Genomic DNA, 15,897 nt, shown 5'->3' with positions numbered 1-15,897 from the left:
TTTCACTATACATATTCAACTAACGCTTACTCCACCTTGAATCTTGCAGCCGATTCGGCCAGTTTTTGCGTCAATTGATCGATCGTATCGACCATGTTTGCCAACTGCTGTACCGTCGAGGACTGCTCCATCATGGTTGCCGTTACTTCCTCCACCGAAGCAGATACCTGCTCCCCTGAAGCGGACAAACTGTGGGCTGACTCCAGTACGTCATCCTTGTTCTGCAACATCTCTTGCATTTGTGCTGCCATCGTGGCGATTTGTTGATTGATTACCGTTACTTTCTCCAGAATCATATCGAACGCCTGACGAGTCTGCAAGACAAGCTCATCCTGTCTGGACGAGATGGTGTGAATTTCTGCAACACTTTGGTTGTTCTCGGCTACATCGGCCAGATTCTGCTCGATGATGCTGGAGATTTCCTTGGACTGGCGGGAACTCTGCTCTGCCAGATTGCGAATCTCTTCGGCTACAACTGCAAATCCTCTGCCATGTTCTCCAGCCCGTGATGCTTCAATGGAAGCATTCAATGCAAGCAGATTGGTCTGCTTGGCAATCTGGCTGATGGCTTCCGTGATCTGATTAATACTGCCCGAACTCGTTTGAAGTTTGACCGTAATCTCCGAGATTTTCTCTACTTCCCGTTCGTTCACCTCATTAATACGCATCAATTCATTGACGACTTCATTCCCGTTGTGGAACACAGATTCGATCTCATCTGCTCTCGCCTTCACATCCTGGGCACTGCTGTTCATGGCAGCCACTTTATCACCGAAGCTGTTGAATTTGCCTGCAATCTGCTCGGTATCTTCGGATTGGGCCTCCATCGCCTTCGCGATCCCCATGGACGTCGCTGATGTCTCATCAATGGATCTTGCCGTCTGTCTCGATGTTTCCTCCAGCTCCTGAGTGCTGGCTTGAAGAACATGGATCGAACTATTCATATCGCTAATCAGGTTTCTGTTCTGCTCCACCATGCCATTGAAGCTCTCCGCCAGGTCCTTGAATTCGCTGTTATACCTACCATTGGCCTTGACGGTCAGATTCCCTTGAGCAAGCTGTTGGAACAGCCCGATCAGACGAATGATAGGTCTCGTAATACTTCGAGAGATCAATAATCCTACGCCAATAGAAAGAGCAACTCCGATCAATGTTACGATAACCATCTGGCGCTGCATATCCTCTAATGGACGTTTGATATCATCATAATCGTCTATGATTACCACGGAGAGATCTGCGCCAGGAATCTGATTGATACGATAGTAGATGTCATCTCGATCCATCGAAGTGATTTTCACTTTATCGGTGGCTCTGGCCTCCATAAGTTCCATGGCGTCCTTGTCCTCTTCCAGCGTTTGTCCCACAACGGAAGGGTCCAGTGAATCATACATGATGATGCCGCTACGACTCAGCACTTCAACTCTGCCTTGACCATTAATCTTAATGTCTCTAAGTTGTCCCAGGAAGAAGCTGCTGTCCACCGACATGGCGAACACACCCAGTATATTCCCCTGTTCATCGGTGATAGGCTCTGAGAATGCAATAATAAGCTTCTTGCTAGTCTTAGAGACGACCGCGTCACTGATGAAGGATTTCCCCTGTATGGACTCCTTAAAATATTCCCGATCTCCCCGTGACTGCCCAATGACATCCGGCATGGTTCCCGCCACCATGGTTCCTTCCTTGTCAAACACGAACAGGTCCGGCTTGGTGCCTGCCGTGTTGGATATACTGTCGGTGAGAATCGTATTCGCTCTATTGAAGTATGGATTCTCATCTGTAAAAAAGGTTTCATCTGTCATTTCGTTGGTATCACGCAACTGCAAGAGTTCTTTGAACGTGTTATGTACGGATATCGCATGACTCATCTGTTGCTGAAGCTGCATCGCTGTCCAAAGCCCTTCCCCAAGGCGGTCAGCCATCACATTAATCTCATCCTTACTTTTCCTGACCACAACATCAGATGAAATCATATAACTTGTAGTCGTTGCACCGAGCAGAACCAAAACTACCAATACACTGATCATGATTGGCAGCTTGATCTTAAGCGACACGTTTTTAAGCCTATACCCTACCCCTTGTCTTTTCCCCATTTTCCACTTCTCCCCGCTTCCCTGAACCATCTCCATCTGAACGATGTAAATACATTATCGGAAAAATCCATAGCGAAATTGATCAATTAGGGAGATATTGCCACTGTTTTTCTTTGTTATGTTCTGACAGTGCACAAAAAAACTGCCTGTCAGATCGACAACATCCAATTCCGGAATGGATTTTGCCGATACTTAACAGACAGTTTTCAGAATTACATGATGAATGAATTACGATTACTTGCGCAATCTCCGGGAACTCAGCGCGTGATGACCATTCTGCAGGAATGTGCTGCGCGTATTCTTCATCTGTTCGATCCGCCGCTCGGCCAGACGATCTGCGGCAATATAGGTTGCGATCCCCTCCGTGCGCGAGCTTTCGAATATTTTCTCCAGATTGGTGTAGATCTCTCCAATCTTGCTCCACGCCCGATCTGCGTTATAACCATTCAGCTCATCTGCGATATTAATCACGCCTCCCGCATTGATAACATAGTCAGGTGCGTATACGATGCCCATATCATATAATTGATCTCCATGACGGGTCTCCAGTAGCTGATTATTGGCACAGCCCGCTACAACCTTCGCCTTGAGCGTCTTGAGCGTATCATCATTAATCGTGCCGCCCAGCGCACATGGTGCATAGATATCACACTCCACACCGGTGATGTCTGCGGGATCAACAGCGGTCGCGCCGAAGCGATCCACAGCCTGTTTCACCGAGTCCTTATGGATATCCGTAACAATCAGACGTGCACCTTCCTCATACAGATATTTGCACAGATGCATCGCTACATTGCCCACACCTTGAACCGCTATTGTTTTACCTTCCAGCATATCCGTACCAAATGCCTCTTTGGCTGCTGCCTTGATCCCGCGATATACACCCCAGGCAGTTGCAGGCGATGGATTACCGGATGAACCATAGCTCGCCGAGATGCCTGTCACATAATCGGTTTCCTGATAGATCAGATTCATGTCCTCTTCCGTCGTTCCCACATCTTCGGCCGTGATATAACGTCCGTTCAGCCCTTGAATGTACCGGCCAAAAGCCCGAAACATCGCTTCATTTTTGTCACGCCTTGGGTCTCCGATAATGACGGTTTTACCGCCGCCCAGATTCAGGCCAGATACCGCATTCTTATATGTCATACCACGGGCAAGGCGCAGGGCATCTTCAATGGCTGCTTCTTCCGAAGCGTATGTCCACATCCGCGTGCCTCCCAGCGCAGGGCCGAGTGTTGTGTCATGTATGGCGATTATTGCTTTTAACCCTGAATTTCGATCCTGGCACAGAACCAGTTCCTCATAATCGTGTTGCTCCATTGCTTCAAACCAACTCATGTGCTAACCGTCTCCTCCAACCATTTTTGCGATCCAATCAACATTGTTCTCTATTTATTTACCATCCTCTATTGTACCCACGAATACCCATTTTGTGCAAAATCACATCACAATGTCAGAGAAGCATCGGTCGATATTTCTCGTATGGCGGGAGCAAAGCTATCGAATTCAGATTATAATTTTATCGTCTATCAATAGAAAAACCTGTCTCCCTTACAGGAGAAAGGTACACTTCCCTCAACTGCATCAACGTAATCGTCCGAGGAATCCAATGAATCGTTCACATTCAAGATAGCGTCTCAACCACATTAATCGGATGCAGATCTCCATCCACCGCAAATGAGGCCTGTCCCGTCTCTTCGGAGACAACCAGTACAACGGCGTCCGTCAATTCACTTAATCCAAGCGCAGCCCGATGACGGGTGCCTATCTTTCGTTCATGCACTTCCGCCTGGGATAAAGGCAACACATTACCAGCGGATACAATCTGATTGCCACGAATGAGAACAGCCCCGTCATGCAGAGGCGCACCGGGGATAAACAGCGATTCCAGCAACGCATGCGTCACTCTTGCATCCACAGCCACGCCTGAGTGAATGATCGACTCCAACGGAACTTTCCGTTCAATCACAATCAGCGCACCATATCTCCGGTCAGAAAGATGCTGTACGCTCGATGTTAATTCGGCAAACTTCTCGGTAAAGGGCGACAGATAACAATCCAGATAAAAAGAAGAGGCGAGCACCTCGATCTGCTTAATCTCCGCTCGGATCTCTGCAAACTGCCCCAACAGACAGACACTGTCATTGTCAAAACAGGATAACGTCATGTTCATTCGATCCGCCACACGATGCAGGTCTGCCTTGAGCTTCTGCCTCATCGATGAACTGTCACAGTCTGCTTGCTGAGTCATCATTCGCCGCCTCCTCTGGTTGGGTTGGGCTTCACGCCGCATTAATAGTACCCATACCTTCCCCTCCAGAGCAGGTATTTATGCAATGGCAGGGCTGTAGGAGCTAGTCGTCGTCGTGATTGTAACGGGTATAACAAGCAAAAAAGAGCCTGTCCGCAAACCTCCACGGTCAGACCCTATTCGCATAATGATTTGATGTCCTGTCTATTTCACTTATTGGGCTTTGCCGTATGAACCTGCCTTAAATGTAGTCGGGTCATACCATTTGTACCCTGCCGCGGGTGTAGCCCATGGTTCAAGTTGCGGCTCGGTGGACGCAGCCGGAGCTTCGATAGGAAGCAGGCTTGTTGCCGTATCCAATGTCAGCCCAGGCACTTGTGCCAGACTGGTATAGCTCTCTTTGACTGCGAGCCATTTCACGGTATTCACGAGGAAAGTAGCATCATCCACTTCTTTGAATCCATCATAGGTTTTCTTGGTGGCGCCAGTTTCTTCACGCAAATATTTCGGAGTAGCATCTTCCACAGGTGAAGAGTCGCCGATAAATGCAGCTTTGCCCGCTCCAATCTTCGCAATGGCAGCATAGGCACCTTCAGCTCGTCCACCCCCATTGTATACGCCCTGATCCACGGCATTGCCCCACTTGGACACGCCATTTGGTACGTACACCAATCCTTTGGCCTTGTTTGGGTCCATAATTGCAATGGTTGATCCGGCATGCATGGCTACAGAATTAACCCCAGCCGTAATACCGAAGGATTGTGCAGGTGCAACGATATCCGATGCGTTCGCATCGCCGAGAGAATTATAGCGGAAACGAACACCAAAGTTGGTCGCGAGCCAGTCTGAGCTAATTACCCCTTGCATGGCAGGTGATTCCGCTTCGGCCGACGACATGCCTTTGGCTGGATTCAGGAAAGCACCACGACGATAACCGTTGAATACTTCGGAAGAATCCCAGCGGTTTTTGTTGCGGTCTGCATTATAGTGATCGGAGATGAAGAAGATACTTCCTCCGTTCTGTACATACTGCACGAGCGCAGCCTGCTCTGTTGCCTTGAACGGCACGTTGGCTTCACCAATGATGAAGACGTGGTAATCTTTCAATTTATTATAGGTGATGGCTTGCTCACCAAATGTATACGGGATACTGCGTTCCAGCTGATCCACGGCAAAGCCTGCGTTTCGCAAACCGTTGGCAAAATCCGAAAATGCCCCGTCGATAATCCAGTCGGCAGCACCTGCTGTCTGGGCGTGGGTATTATCGAACAATACTTTCTTGCCAGTACCGTCCGGCAGTGTTGTCCCCGGGTTCGGTTCTGGATCAGGATTGGTTGTTCCGGAGGAAAGCGTGATGGAAGTTGGATTTTTGACTCCTGCATAGCTGTTATAGGCACCCAAGGTTCCGGTTACGATGATCTTTTTGCCTACAAGACTCGGGTTGGAAGCCAGTCCATATTGCGAACGGAAAGATGCGGAAATCTGTACATCCAATAATCTGGCGTTGGTCCGCTCTGATGCTGAATCTGCAATCAGAACATTAAAATCATTGGCATACGGAGATGTAAATTTCGCGGTAAGTGACCCGGTAGCATGTCCAACAATGATTCCTTCAACCGTCGCCGTTCCTCCACCGCTCTGGGCAGCGATGGCCTGAGATACCGTAAGTGGTGCTGCAGCTTGTACCGGACTCTGTGAACCCGGCCCGAGCAATGCGGTTGCCATCATGATAAAGACCAGGAATGCCCCGATCCAGTGCTGCCATAACGCCTTCTTCATATTCCCTTTCTCCTCCTCCAAATTACCTGATAATGGGTTATCCTCCTTTAATTTAATGGTTCATATGCTGAATTCCTCTTTCTTTTTGTAAAATTGTTGCAAAAGTTTAGAAATTGAGTCTATTTGCCCATGTGCTGTGGATGAGCCTTTTTTCTGAAAAAAGTTAAATTCGTTACGGACTTGGGATTGCATTTTTCCGTCGTTCATTGCATAATAAGTATATAACTGTGATAATGATTATCATTATTGGACCTGTCTCTATGTACCTGTCTACTGTATATGATTTTACGATTTTATAGATAAAGGGGAACGAACATCGAATGAATACACCTCTGCAAAAGGCTGACCTGCAGCTTGACGATTATTTGGATCTTCTGAACCTGGCAACCAATCTGGGTGATACGAAATGGCAAAAGGAAATTATTCGCAAGCTGGCGTATACGTATCCCGCAGTTCAATGTAAACAACCGCAATAGCATTCGACATATATCATAGATACACAGCATAGCTCATGACTGATTCCTTCGTTGAATCCGTTATGGGCTATTTTGTTGTACAATGTACAGTAAATTATTCCAACGTGAAGGAGTGAATAACGATGCAATTGGAGACCGACAGACTGATCATCCGGGAGATTCGGGAGACGGACTGGGAGAGGATTCATGCCTATACCTCCATGACGGAAGTTACACAGCATACAGCATGGGGACCGAATACCGAAGAGGATACACGAGCATACGTGCAGTTTGTGTTGGACATGCAGCAGGTACAACCAAGAGAGGGGTTTGAACTTGCGATATGTTTGAAAAGTGACGGGGCTCTCCTTGGCGGAGTAGGTATTCACGTTATGGAGAAAACCAATGCAGAGATCGGTTACGTCCTCCATCCCGCTTACCAAGGAAAAGGTTATGCCGCCGAGGCAGCCCTCGCTATACTGGATTTTGGTTTCAACGTACTGAGCATTCACCGGATTTACGCCAAATGTCGCCCGAACAACACAGCTTCGGAAAATGTCATGAAGAAGATTGGTATGCAGCGAGAAGGTCTGCTGCGGGAGCACTGGTTCTACAAAGGTTCCTTTCATGACTCGGTGATCTATTCGATTCTCGCCAGGGAATATGTCGGCCAATGGAGACCAAATGCTACATAGTTAATTTTCCGCATACATCAAAAAAGCTGACACCGATTATACGGATGCCAGCTCTTTTTATCATTCTCCGTAACGACCCCAATCGCCAATGGAGGTACAAACCCGGAATAAGCTATTTTTACAACCGGCACAGCTCTACTGGACAGCTTGGGAATGTCGGACATCCACACATGCAGCGCAGGGCTGCCAGATCCCGAATCATCAGTTTGCCATCCATCATATCCAGCGTACCTTGTTCTTTCCATGCTCCCAGCATCCGCGTTACACTCTCCCGGGTAGCTCCAATCATCTCGGCAAGTTCGGTATGGTTCAACTTCATATCCAGCACGATGCCATCCGGTGTAGCCTTACCATACGAGTTGCTGGCACGGATCAGTGTCGAAGCGAGGGCACCCGCCTTGCCATAGAGCAGCAAATCACGGAATCTCGACTGGGTAATCCGCTGCGACAGGGCCATCCATTGCAAGAATTTCAAGGCCAGATCGCCATGTTTGCTGAGTATACTTTCCAGATCGCCAAGCGAGATAATGGCCAGTTCCCCTTTTTCCGCCATCTCTGCACTATAGCTATGATTCAGTCCGCCGATGCCGCCGAACTCACCGATGAGATCGCCGCTTTGCTGAATCGATAGGATAATTTCCTTGCCATCCTCCGTCGACTTGGTCATTTTCACTCGTCCCGTACGAATGTAGTACAGATATCCGGCTTCATCGCCTTCGAGAAAGAGACTATACCCCGACTTTACCCGTTTGGGTTGCATTTTCGCTTCAATCAGGTCCCATTGCTCAGGTGTAACGAACGAAAGGATTCCGCCTGTTTCTCGTGTCATTTTGCCCGCCTCCGTTTGTTTCTGCTCTGTTCTTTGGGTTGTTCTTTCCACAAATACTGTACCCATAACCTTCGTCCCCCTCGGTGATTCCTTATGTATACATCATATCGCGAAAGTAGCTTCAGGGTTATCGGGGGATTACCTGATCATTAACGAGAAACTCCCTGAATTTGCTGTGAGAAAAGTCACATTTCACTGATATGCCCCATCCATCGCATTTCTTCAATCCCTTGGTGTACCTGATTCAGGAGTCCTCCACTCCCCAGGTTCAGTAAATTATAGAACGGAAATAGGGGTTTTCCCTGAATTACAATGTACGAGAAAGGGTCTACAATAGAACTAACATCGTAATACCCTTACTTTAAGGTGATCCTGTCCAAAGATTATTAATGATAATGATTACACGTTATGTACGTTATAATCCGAAAAAGGAAGTGTCCTCTCATGCATGATGAACTGTCATCTGGCATTCAGGAGATGATTGACGGCCTGCGCCTGAACACATCCAGCGACTTCTGTGGACTTGCCTGTTTGAACGGGACAATGCTACGCTGGAAGTATACCTCTGGGGCTAGTAATGAACGGGTGAAACGCATGGAAATGCGTCCCGGACAAGATCTGGTAGGCACAGCCCTTCGGACTGGGCGCACAGCCCGATCTGATACACAACCCACCGGGGAGCATACCCCCGGTCGCTGCCCGTTAATGCTTGCTGAGCGGCTGGTAAGTGCCATAGCGGTACCTGTGTTCCAGGAAGGAAGCGTGCCTGGGGCCGTGCTGCTCGTTGGCAGCAGACTGCCTTGTACCTTTTCACCGAATATGATCCGGCAGACCGAACAAGTCGCTCTACATCTGGAGCCGTACGTATATGGATAAAAAGTTTGTACTAGAGAGTGAGAGAAGCTATTCGGAGATTTAAGCTCTGAATGGCTTCTTTTTTGTTATGATATAGATAGAACTGTGGAATCGGACAGGGGGAAATGATGTGATTCAACTATTAGTTGTAGACGACCATGTTGTCGTGCGCTCCGGGCTGATCGCCTTACTGGAAGGAAAGAATGATATACATATCGTTGGAGATGCCGCTGACGGCGATGAAGCCATTGCCAAGGCTCAAGAATTGAAACCAGATGTCGTCTTGATGGATTTCAGCATGCCGCCAGGCAAAGACGGCCTGACGGCTACCGCTGAATTGAAGAAATTAATGCCGGATCTCGCGATCCTGATTCTGACGATGCATGATGATGAGGAGTACCTTTTCCGAGCGATTCATGCCGGAGCTTCCGGTTACATCCTCAAGAGCGCGCCGCACGAAGAATTGCTGGCCGCTATACGCTCTGTGGCAGATGGCAGTGCTTACTTGTACCCGAGTGCGACCAAACGGCTGATGAGCGAATACCTCGACAAAGCCAAACAGGAAAACGCCGGACCTTATGACACACTTTCCGATCGGGAGAAAGAAATTCTGTCCTGGATCGCCAAGGGATACGCTAACAAGGAAATCGCCGAACATCTGATCATCAGTGTCAAGACGGTCGAATCCCACAAAAGCAATCTGATGGAGAAGCTTGGCCTGCGTACACGACCGGAACTGGTGAAGTTCGCCATGAAAAAGGGGTTGCTGAACTTTGAGTAGTGCACGCAAGAACAGACTAAGTGGACTCGCAGACCAGCCCGTACGCCTCCTGCTGAACGAGATCGACAACCACATTACCGATAATGAATTTCGCAGCAGGTTGAAGGGTTCCCTGCATCAACTGAGTGATCTGAAATTTGCTCTGGATGAGTCCTCCATTGTTGCTCTCACGGACCGCAAAGGGAAAATCCAATATGTGAATGATAAATTCTGTGAGATCTCGCAGTATGAACGCGAGGAACTGATCGGTAAGGATCATCGAATCATTAATTCCGGATACCATGGCAAAAACTTTATGAAAAACCTGTGGGACACAATATCCTCAGGTAAGGTATGGAACGGGGAGATTCGCAATCGTGCCAGAGATGGCAGTTATTATTGGGTCAACACCACCATCGTGCCTTTCCTCGATAACGATGGCGAGCCATATCAATATCTGGCTGTACGTAGTGAGGTAACCAAGCTGAAATCTGTCGAAGGCGAGTTGCAGAAGATGATGTCCCAAGTAATGAACATTCAGGAAGAGGAGCGACGCCGGATCTCGCGTGAACTGCATGACGGGATCGGACAAAGTCTCTTCTCTCTGGTTATTCAGATGGACCGACTACTGGCAGATCAGCCTCAACCGGGCGTCGAAGCACTGCGAAAACAGGTCACGGGCATCATGGAAGATGTGCGCGGCATGGCATGGGAACTAAGGCCATCCGTTCTGGATGACCTCGGTGTTGTCCCGGCAATTCGGACTTACATTGAGAATTATACCCGTCACTACGGGATCGAAGTGGATCTGGAATGTAACTTGCGCAAGCGACTGGAGATGAACCGGGAGATTGCCATATACCGGATTATCCAGGAAGCCTTAACGAATGTCGCGAAGTATGCCGATGTTGCCGAGGCACGTGTTGCTGTAGAAGATGCGGAAGACATGACGATGGTTATTATTGAAGACCAGGGTGCTGGATTCAGCGAAGCAACCGCTGGCAATGGTGTTGGATTGTTCAGCATGGAAGAGCGTGCCCGTGGAGCAGGCGGAACGTTGAGAGTTTCTTCCGAGCCTGGCGAAGGGACAACCGTCACCCTTTTCCTGCCCAAGACAGCACAGGCATAACCGCACATGCCTCGTATCGTGCTTTGCGCTTCACTCCAGCTTATCTATATTTAACGGCTGCTCGCTATTGGACTGTGCGAGTGGTCTTTTTATTTCCGATTGGTCAAAATGACAAAATGAAAGCTCAAAATCGGCCAAATTCAATAATCATGATAAATAGATTGACTCCAGTTACGATTCGTCATTAAACTATGAATGCCACATACACATTGTATGTTCAGTAAAATTTCAATTCATTTCATATAGCGAGAGAAAAGGATGGTCAACATGTCAGAGAAACGCTCCTCCAAGGGAGGGGAAATTCCACAAATGTACAATCTGGACGAGATGGATCGCAAAATCATCGCCGCGCTTCACCATAACAGCCGAATATCCTATACGGATCTGGGTACACAGATTGGGTTGTCACGTGTAGCCGTCCAAGCTCGCATTAATGCTTTATCGGAAAAAGGAATCATCGAACGCTTCACCGTGGTGATCAACCCTGGCAAGGTTGGGCTACAGGTCTCCGCCTTTTTCAATGTCGATGTTGAACCGCCCTTCCTGGATGAAGTCGCGGAGAAACTGGACGAAGAACCGGCCGTCACCAGCCTCTATCATATGACAGGCCCGAGTACCCTGCACATGCACGGTATTTTTGCGGATATGGAAGAGATGGAGCAGTTCTTGCTCGAGAAGCTCTACAAGATGCCAGGCATCGTCAAAGTCGAATCACAGCTGTTGTTGAAACGCTATAAAAGCCGGATGGGCATGAGACTCTAGGAGGAAATCAGCATGGGTTGGAAAGATTACAAAGGTCTCGTGATCGGAATGGTCCGAACCGGGATTCTCGGATATGGCGGTGGACCTTCGGTTATTCCATTGATCCGTTATGAAGCTGTTACGCGTTATAAATGGGTCAGTGATGAGGAGTTCGGCGAGATTTTGGCTATCGCTAACGCCCTTCCCGGTCCTATTGCGACCAAGATGGCCGCATATTTGGGTTATAAAACCAAAGGTGTACTGGGCGCGATTGTGTCCGTACTCGCTCACATTTTACCGACAAGCATTGCTATCATTGCTCTGCTCGGTTCCATGTACGCGCTGCGCGAGTCGAAAGTGGTAGCAGGCATGGTAGCCGCCGTTCGGCCGGTCATTTTTGTCATGCTGGGTATGATGGCTTATGAATTCGCCATGAAAGCCTGGAAGGGACTCGGCAAGGTTTTTGCCGCCCTGTTTGGCGTAATTGCCTTTGTACTATTACAGCTGCTGGATATCCATCCGGGGATTGTGATCGCGGTTTTCCTTGGATACGGTGTCTTCCATCTGGATCTGGTCCAGCGCTTCAAGTCCAAAGGCGAGTCCGATAAGGGGGTGTCCTAAGGATGCTCCAGACCTGGTGGGAATTATTTTGGGGATTTTTCGTAGCGAATATCTTGGGATATGGGGGCGGTCCGGCTTCCATTCCACTCATGCAGGAAGAAATTGTGAACCACTATCAATGGATGACCACCGAGCAATTCGGTGATGTACTGGCGATTGGTAACGCCCTTCCCGGCCCGATTGCAACCAAAATTGCTGCATTTGTCGGATATCACGTGGCAGGCTGGTTTGGGGCATTTATCGCAAGCTTTGCAACAATCGTACCTTCCGCAACCGCATTAATTATATTACTTCGTCTATTGAACAAACATCGTACTTCACCGAAAGTCAAAGGCATGACCCTGCTCGTGCAGCCTGTTATCGCTGTACTCATGATCCTGCTTACATGGGAATTCGGTCAGCTATCCACCAATTCCATCGGCATCTGGCAGACGTTGATCATTGCAGGCATCTCGCTTTGGGTCATGACCAAGACCAAGCTGCATCCGGCCATTCTGATCGTGATTGCTTTTGCCTATGGTGCACTGGTACTGTCGCACACGATGTAATTTTAATTGTGATAATATAATTCATGATTATATTTATCCTTCAAGCTACTGATGCCATAGCTGCATCAGTAGCTTGTTTATTATATATAACACTCCGTATACCATTGCCAGCATCGGCCTATCCAAGGTAAGTAGCAACCAGACGGGCAGACCGAATAGGACGATTTCGAAGCCCAGATGTACCCATCCCGTCAATGGATATGCTGCTTGTGGAGACCCCCATAGTCCCCATAATACTGCGACCAGTACAGGAGCAACAATACTCAGAACAACTCTGCCCCAACCTCCGTTTCCTACCCTGAACCCCCAATATGCATATATGGCAAGTGCACATAACTCCAAAATAATCCGTACAGCGAGATTCATTGACTGCAGTGAAGAAAGTATACTCGATCAGCTCCTTTGAGTTAAAACTAACTATATTAGTTTAACCTCATCTTATACTAATGCCGTTAGTTTAACAAGATAGTATGCAACAAAAATACGGTGATGCCAGCTCTTAAGCTGACACCACCGCAAATTGAATTGTACGCTTACGTTCGCATTACAAGACCCATTTACTTCGCTTCAACCACGACAGTTACTTTGGTTTTTACACCTGCAAATGTTACGGTAATCGTTGCTTTACCTTTGCCATTTGCCTGAATGATGCCGTCTTTCACCGATGCTGTCGCAATACGGGAAGACTTCCAGAGAGCCGGTTTGGATACATTAGCTTCACTGCCATCGGCATACGTTGCAGTTGCCGCCACTGTTACTTTTTCTCCTGGCTTCATCGTCAATGTTACTTTATCGGTCTGCAAATATTTCAGTGTATCCACATCTACCGCAATGGTTACAGACTTGCTGCCGTATTTTGCTGTAATTTTAGCTTTACCTGAACCTATAGCTTTGACTTTACCTTTGGTTACCTGTGCTACTTTGTAACTGTTGGTTTTCCATTCAGCTTTGTCTGTTACATCACGCTCGCTACCGTCGCTCAAGAAAGCAGTTACCGTCAGATCAGCTGTATCACCTGATTTCAGGGAAAGAGCCGGTTCGGAAGCTTCAATACGTGAGATGACATCCACTTCGACCTGAATGGTCACTTTTTTGGAGCCGTATTCTGCCGTGATATTGGCTTTACCACTGCTGTTACCCGTGATCACACCTTTTTTCACATCAGCTACACGTGAGTTGCTTGATTTCCAGGTTGCTTCGGATGTTACATCCAGCGTGTTGCCATCTTCATCCGTACCTGTTAGAAGGATATTCTGTGTTTCTTTGGCGGACAGAACAACGAAGTTCACATCTGCTTCCAGTCCACTTGCCATACCTACTTCAACAGGCAGAGTCAGCGTTTTGCCTTCAATCTTCGCTGTGATGGTCGCTTTACCTGTAGCAACACCTGTGATAACCCCTTTGCTATCTACCTCAGCGATTTTGTCACTGCTGCTGCTCCAGGTTGCATCTTCGGATACATCCTTGGATGTTTCACCGTACAACGCCAGTACTTTGGCATTGGTCGTTCCTCCAACGGCTACAGAAGCTTTCTTCTTGTCCATCTCATACTTATCTGCTACGTCTACATTCACTGTGAATTTAACCGTTTTACCGCCATAAGCTACAGTGATCGTAGCCGTACCGGATTTGTATGCGATCAAATCGCCGTTGGATACATATACAACATCTGCATTGCTTGAAGTCCATGTTGCTTTGGAAGTTACAACTTCTGTGCTTCCATCAATATACTCTGCATTGGCCACCAATGTCTTGGACTTGTTATCACCCGTAACACTCATGGCGAGCTTGTCATTTACATCTTTGATATCCAAATATCTTGCCGTATCTACATCGACAGCAATTTCGACTGTTTTACCACTATAAGTTGCCTTAATCGTTGTTGAACCTGCACTAATGGCTGTAACCTGTCCCTTGAATACTGTCGCAACTTTCTCGTTGCTGGATGTCCAAGTTGCTTGATCCGTTACATTCACATCGCTACTGTTCGGATATGAAGCTGTTACAACGACATTAGCCGTTTTGGTTGTCTCATTCAAACGGAAGAAAATACTTTGTTTCTCCACACTCAGTTTGCTGGTCAGATCCACATCCACGTCAACGGATACTGATTTCGTACCGTATTTGGCTGTGATCTTGGCAGAACCTGCCGAATATCCTGTGATTTCACCCTTAAGAACGTCTGCAACCTTCTCATTGCTGGATGTCCACTCCGCCAGATCGGTTACATCTTTGGTTGTGCCATCTGGATAAGTAGCCGTCACTTTCACACTTTCACTTTTGTTCAACAACAAGTTAACTTGCTGTTTATCTACATCTACACGTTTAACCACTTCAACGTTAACATCCACCGTCACGCTTTGGCTGCCAACCTTGGCTGTGATGACGGCCGTACCCGCGCTTTGTCCAGTTACTTTACCATTCACAACGGTAGCAACCTTCTCATCACTGGTAGACCATTCTGCAGTCTCGGATGCCTTTTCACTTGTAGTGTTGTCACTATACGTTGCTGTCAAAATAATGTCTTTCGTGTCTCCCGTACGCAATTCCAGACTTTGCACGTTTTTCGAAAGAGCTTTGACCTTCTTCGTTACTTTCACTTGAACGGTCTGACTCTGACCCTGGTACGCTGCGGTAATCGTTGCTGTACCTTCCTTTTTGGCTGTAATTGCGCCATTATATACAGTTGCTATCGAAGTATCACTGGTACTCCAGGATGAACTGATCGTTACGTTTGTCGACGTATTATCAGAATATACCCCTGTTACCGTAACAGAAATGGAATCACCAACTTCGAGCGACATTTCATTCTTGGAAACCACAATTTTGGACAGTTCTTTATCTGCCGCAGCGGCCAAGCCTACGTTGGATATACTCAGCATCAACACCAGCATCATCACCATGTACTTGGTCAATCTTGGCTTTAACATCATTTCCCCCCGATTATCATCATTTTTTTCCTTATCTTTAATGTCGGCAAGTTCTTCCCAGATGTTTAGACTTTCAGGAAATTTTCAGGTAATTCTGTGGAAATTAATTCATTCGCTCCTCCTGTTCCGACTAATTCATACCTGCGAATATTGCGCATAACCTATGTATAGTGATTGTCTTGAACTTCATTTCACAGGATCGGGGGAA

At 47.6% G+C, this 15,897-nt stretch carries 15 protein-coding genes; 8 read left to right on the top strand and 7 right to left on the bottom strand.

Features of this window, described 5'->3' with window-relative positions; all coding sequences use genetic code 11:
- Positions 1-26 precede the first annotated feature (26 nt).
- From AC4G47_RS01860 to AC4G47_RS01845, 4 genes are all read right to left on the bottom strand, one after another.
- Positions 27-2,093 (bottom strand): methyl-accepting chemotaxis protein, encoded by a 2,067-nt coding sequence (locus AC4G47_RS01860; RefSeq protein WP_491104487.1) that lies wholly within the window; start codon positions 2,091-2,093, stop codon positions 27-29.
- 234 nt (positions 2,094-2,327) lie between these two features.
- Positions 2,328-3,434 (bottom strand): Glu/Leu/Phe/Val family dehydrogenase, encoded by a 1,107-nt coding sequence (locus tag AC4G47_RS01855; RefSeq protein WP_491104485.1) that lies wholly within the window; start codon positions 3,432-3,434, stop codon positions 2,328-2,330.
- Between the two features lie 286 nt (positions 3,435-3,720).
- Positions 3,721-4,350 (bottom strand): sporulation-specific diadenylate cyclase CdaS, encoded by a 630-nt coding sequence (gene cdaS / locus AC4G47_RS01850; protein WP_491104484.1) that lies wholly within the window; start codon positions 4,348-4,350, stop codon positions 3,721-3,723.
- A gap of 210 nt (positions 4,351-4,560) precedes the next feature.
- The gene (locus AC4G47_RS01845) at positions 4,561-6,075 is read right to left on the bottom strand and encodes a DUF6359 domain-containing protein (RefSeq protein WP_491106621.1); all 1,515 of its coding nucleotides are present in this window, start codon (positions 6,073-6,075) and stop codon (positions 4,561-4,563) included.
- A 371-nt stretch (positions 6,076-6,446) separates the two neighbouring features.
- Between AC4G47_RS01845 and AC4G47_RS01840 the strand changes: the two genes are divergently transcribed.
- Positions 6,447-6,602: a hypothetical protein gene (locus AC4G47_RS01840; RefSeq protein WP_167350941.1), complete on the top strand. Its 156-nt coding sequence runs from the start codon at positions 6,447-6,449 to the stop codon at positions 6,600-6,602.
- A gap of 122 nt (positions 6,603-6,724) precedes the next feature.
- Positions 6,725-7,276: a GNAT family N-acetyltransferase gene (locus AC4G47_RS01835; protein WP_491104483.1), complete on the top strand. Its 552-nt coding sequence runs from the start codon at positions 6,725-6,727 to the stop codon at positions 7,274-7,276.
- Between the two features lie 118 nt (positions 7,277-7,394).
- Here AC4G47_RS01835 and AC4G47_RS01830 read toward each other — a convergent pair whose 3' ends face one another.
- Positions 7,395-8,171, bottom strand: a complete 777-nt coding sequence (locus AC4G47_RS01830; protein WP_458125004.1) for a Crp/Fnr family transcriptional regulator — start codon at positions 8,169-8,171, stop codon at positions 7,395-7,397.
- Between the two features lie 378 nt (positions 8,172-8,549).
- Here AC4G47_RS01830 and AC4G47_RS01825 point away from each other — a divergent pair, with 378 nt between their 5' ends.
- The 6 genes from AC4G47_RS01825 to chrA all read left to right on the top strand — a co-directional run bounded on the left by AC4G47_RS01825 (position 8,550) and on the right by chrA (position 12,759).
- A complete protein-coding gene (locus AC4G47_RS01825; protein ID WP_491104482.1) occupies positions 8,550-8,981 on the top strand; it encodes a GAF domain-containing protein in 432 nt (143 codons plus the stop codon).
- 109 nt (positions 8,982-9,090) lie between these two features.
- Positions 9,091-9,741: a response regulator gene (locus AC4G47_RS01820; protein ID WP_458125002.1), complete on the top strand. Its 651-nt coding sequence runs from the start codon at positions 9,091-9,093 to the stop codon at positions 9,739-9,741.
- Positions 9,734-10,849 (top strand): PAS domain-containing sensor histidine kinase, encoded by a 1,116-nt coding sequence (locus AC4G47_RS01815; protein ID WP_458125001.1) that lies wholly within the window; start codon positions 9,734-9,736, stop codon positions 10,847-10,849. The genes AC4G47_RS01820 and AC4G47_RS01815 overlap by 8 nt, the downstream gene beginning before the upstream one ends.
- Positions 10,850-11,116: 267 nt before the next feature.
- Positions 11,117-11,611, top strand: coding sequence for a chromate efflux transcriptional regulator ChrS (chrS, locus tag AC4G47_RS01810; protein ID WP_036616550.1), 495 nt, complete (start codon positions 11,117-11,119; stop codon positions 11,609-11,611).
- Positions 11,612-11,623: 12 nt separating this feature from the next.
- Entirely contained in the window at positions 11,624-12,211 is a 588-nt protein-coding gene (chrB, locus tag AC4G47_RS01805; RefSeq protein WP_076216557.1) for a chromate efflux transporter ChrB, read from the top strand.
- Between the two features lie 2 nt (positions 12,212-12,213).
- Positions 12,214-12,759 (top strand): chromate efflux transporter ChrA, encoded by a 546-nt coding sequence (gene chrA, locus AC4G47_RS01800; RefSeq protein ID WP_076329890.1) that lies wholly within the window; start codon positions 12,214-12,216, stop codon positions 12,757-12,759.
- A 45-nt stretch (positions 12,760-12,804) separates the two neighbouring features.
- Here chrA and AC4G47_RS01795 read toward each other — a convergent pair whose 3' ends face one another.
- Entirely contained in the window at positions 12,805-13,125 is a 321-nt protein-coding gene (locus AC4G47_RS01795; protein WP_491104480.1) for a YrdB family protein, read from the bottom strand.
- Between the two features lie 191 nt (positions 13,126-13,316).
- Positions 13,317-15,689: an Ig-like domain-containing protein gene (locus AC4G47_RS01790; protein ID WP_491104478.1), complete on the bottom strand. Its 2,373-nt coding sequence runs from the start codon at positions 15,687-15,689 to the stop codon at positions 13,317-13,319.
- Between the last annotated feature and the right edge of the window lie 208 nt (positions 15,690-15,897).

Source organism: Paenibacillus sp. Negev47, assembly GCF_058313655.1.
Note: the sequence above shows the minus strand (reverse complement) of the source record. Positions and strands in the feature narration are given on the sequence as shown.

Bases quoted from the DNA above. Each gene is read 5' to 3' on its own strand.
- AC4G47_RS01860 (WP_491104487.1), bottom strand. From the start codon at position 2,093: ATGGGGAAAAGACAAGGGGTAGGGTATAGGCTTAAAAACGTGTCGCTT.
- AC4G47_RS01855 (WP_491104485.1), bottom strand. From the start codon at position 3,434: ATGAGTTGGTTTGAAGCAATGGAGCAACACGATTATGAGGAACTGGTT.
- cdaS (WP_491104484.1), bottom strand. From the start codon at position 4,350: ATGATGACTCAGCAAGCAGACTGTGACAGTTCATCGATGAGGCAGAAG.
- AC4G47_RS01845 (WP_491106621.1), bottom strand. From the start codon at position 6,075: ATGATGGCAACCGCATTGCTCGGGCCGGGTTCACAGAGTCCGGTACAA.
- AC4G47_RS01840 (WP_167350941.1), top strand. From the start codon at position 6,447: ATGAATACACCTCTGCAAAAGGCTGACCTGCAGCTTGACGATTATTTG.
- AC4G47_RS01835 (WP_491104483.1), top strand. From the start codon at position 6,725: ATGCAATTGGAGACCGACAGACTGATCATCCGGGAGATTCGGGAGACG.
- AC4G47_RS01830 (WP_458125004.1), bottom strand. From the start codon at position 8,171: ATGGGTACAGTATTTGTGGAAAGAACAACCCAAAGAACAGAGCAGAAA.
- AC4G47_RS01825 (WP_491104482.1), top strand. From the start codon at position 8,550: ATGCATGATGAACTGTCATCTGGCATTCAGGAGATGATTGACGGCCTG.
- chrS (WP_036616550.1), top strand. From the start codon at position 11,117: ATGTCAGAGAAACGCTCCTCCAAGGGAGGGGAAATTCCACAAATGTAC.
- chrB (WP_076216557.1), top strand. From the start codon at position 11,624: ATGGGTTGGAAAGATTACAAAGGTCTCGTGATCGGAATGGTCCGAACC.
- chrA (WP_076329890.1), top strand. From the start codon at position 12,214: ATGCTCCAGACCTGGTGGGAATTATTTTGGGGATTTTTCGTAGCGAAT.
- AC4G47_RS01795 (WP_491104480.1), bottom strand. From the start codon at position 13,125: ATGAATCTCGCTGTACGGATTATTTTGGAGTTATGTGCACTTGCCATA.
- AC4G47_RS01790 (WP_491104478.1), bottom strand. From the start codon at position 15,689: ATGTTAAAGCCAAGATTGACCAAGTACATGGTGATGATGCTGGTGTTG.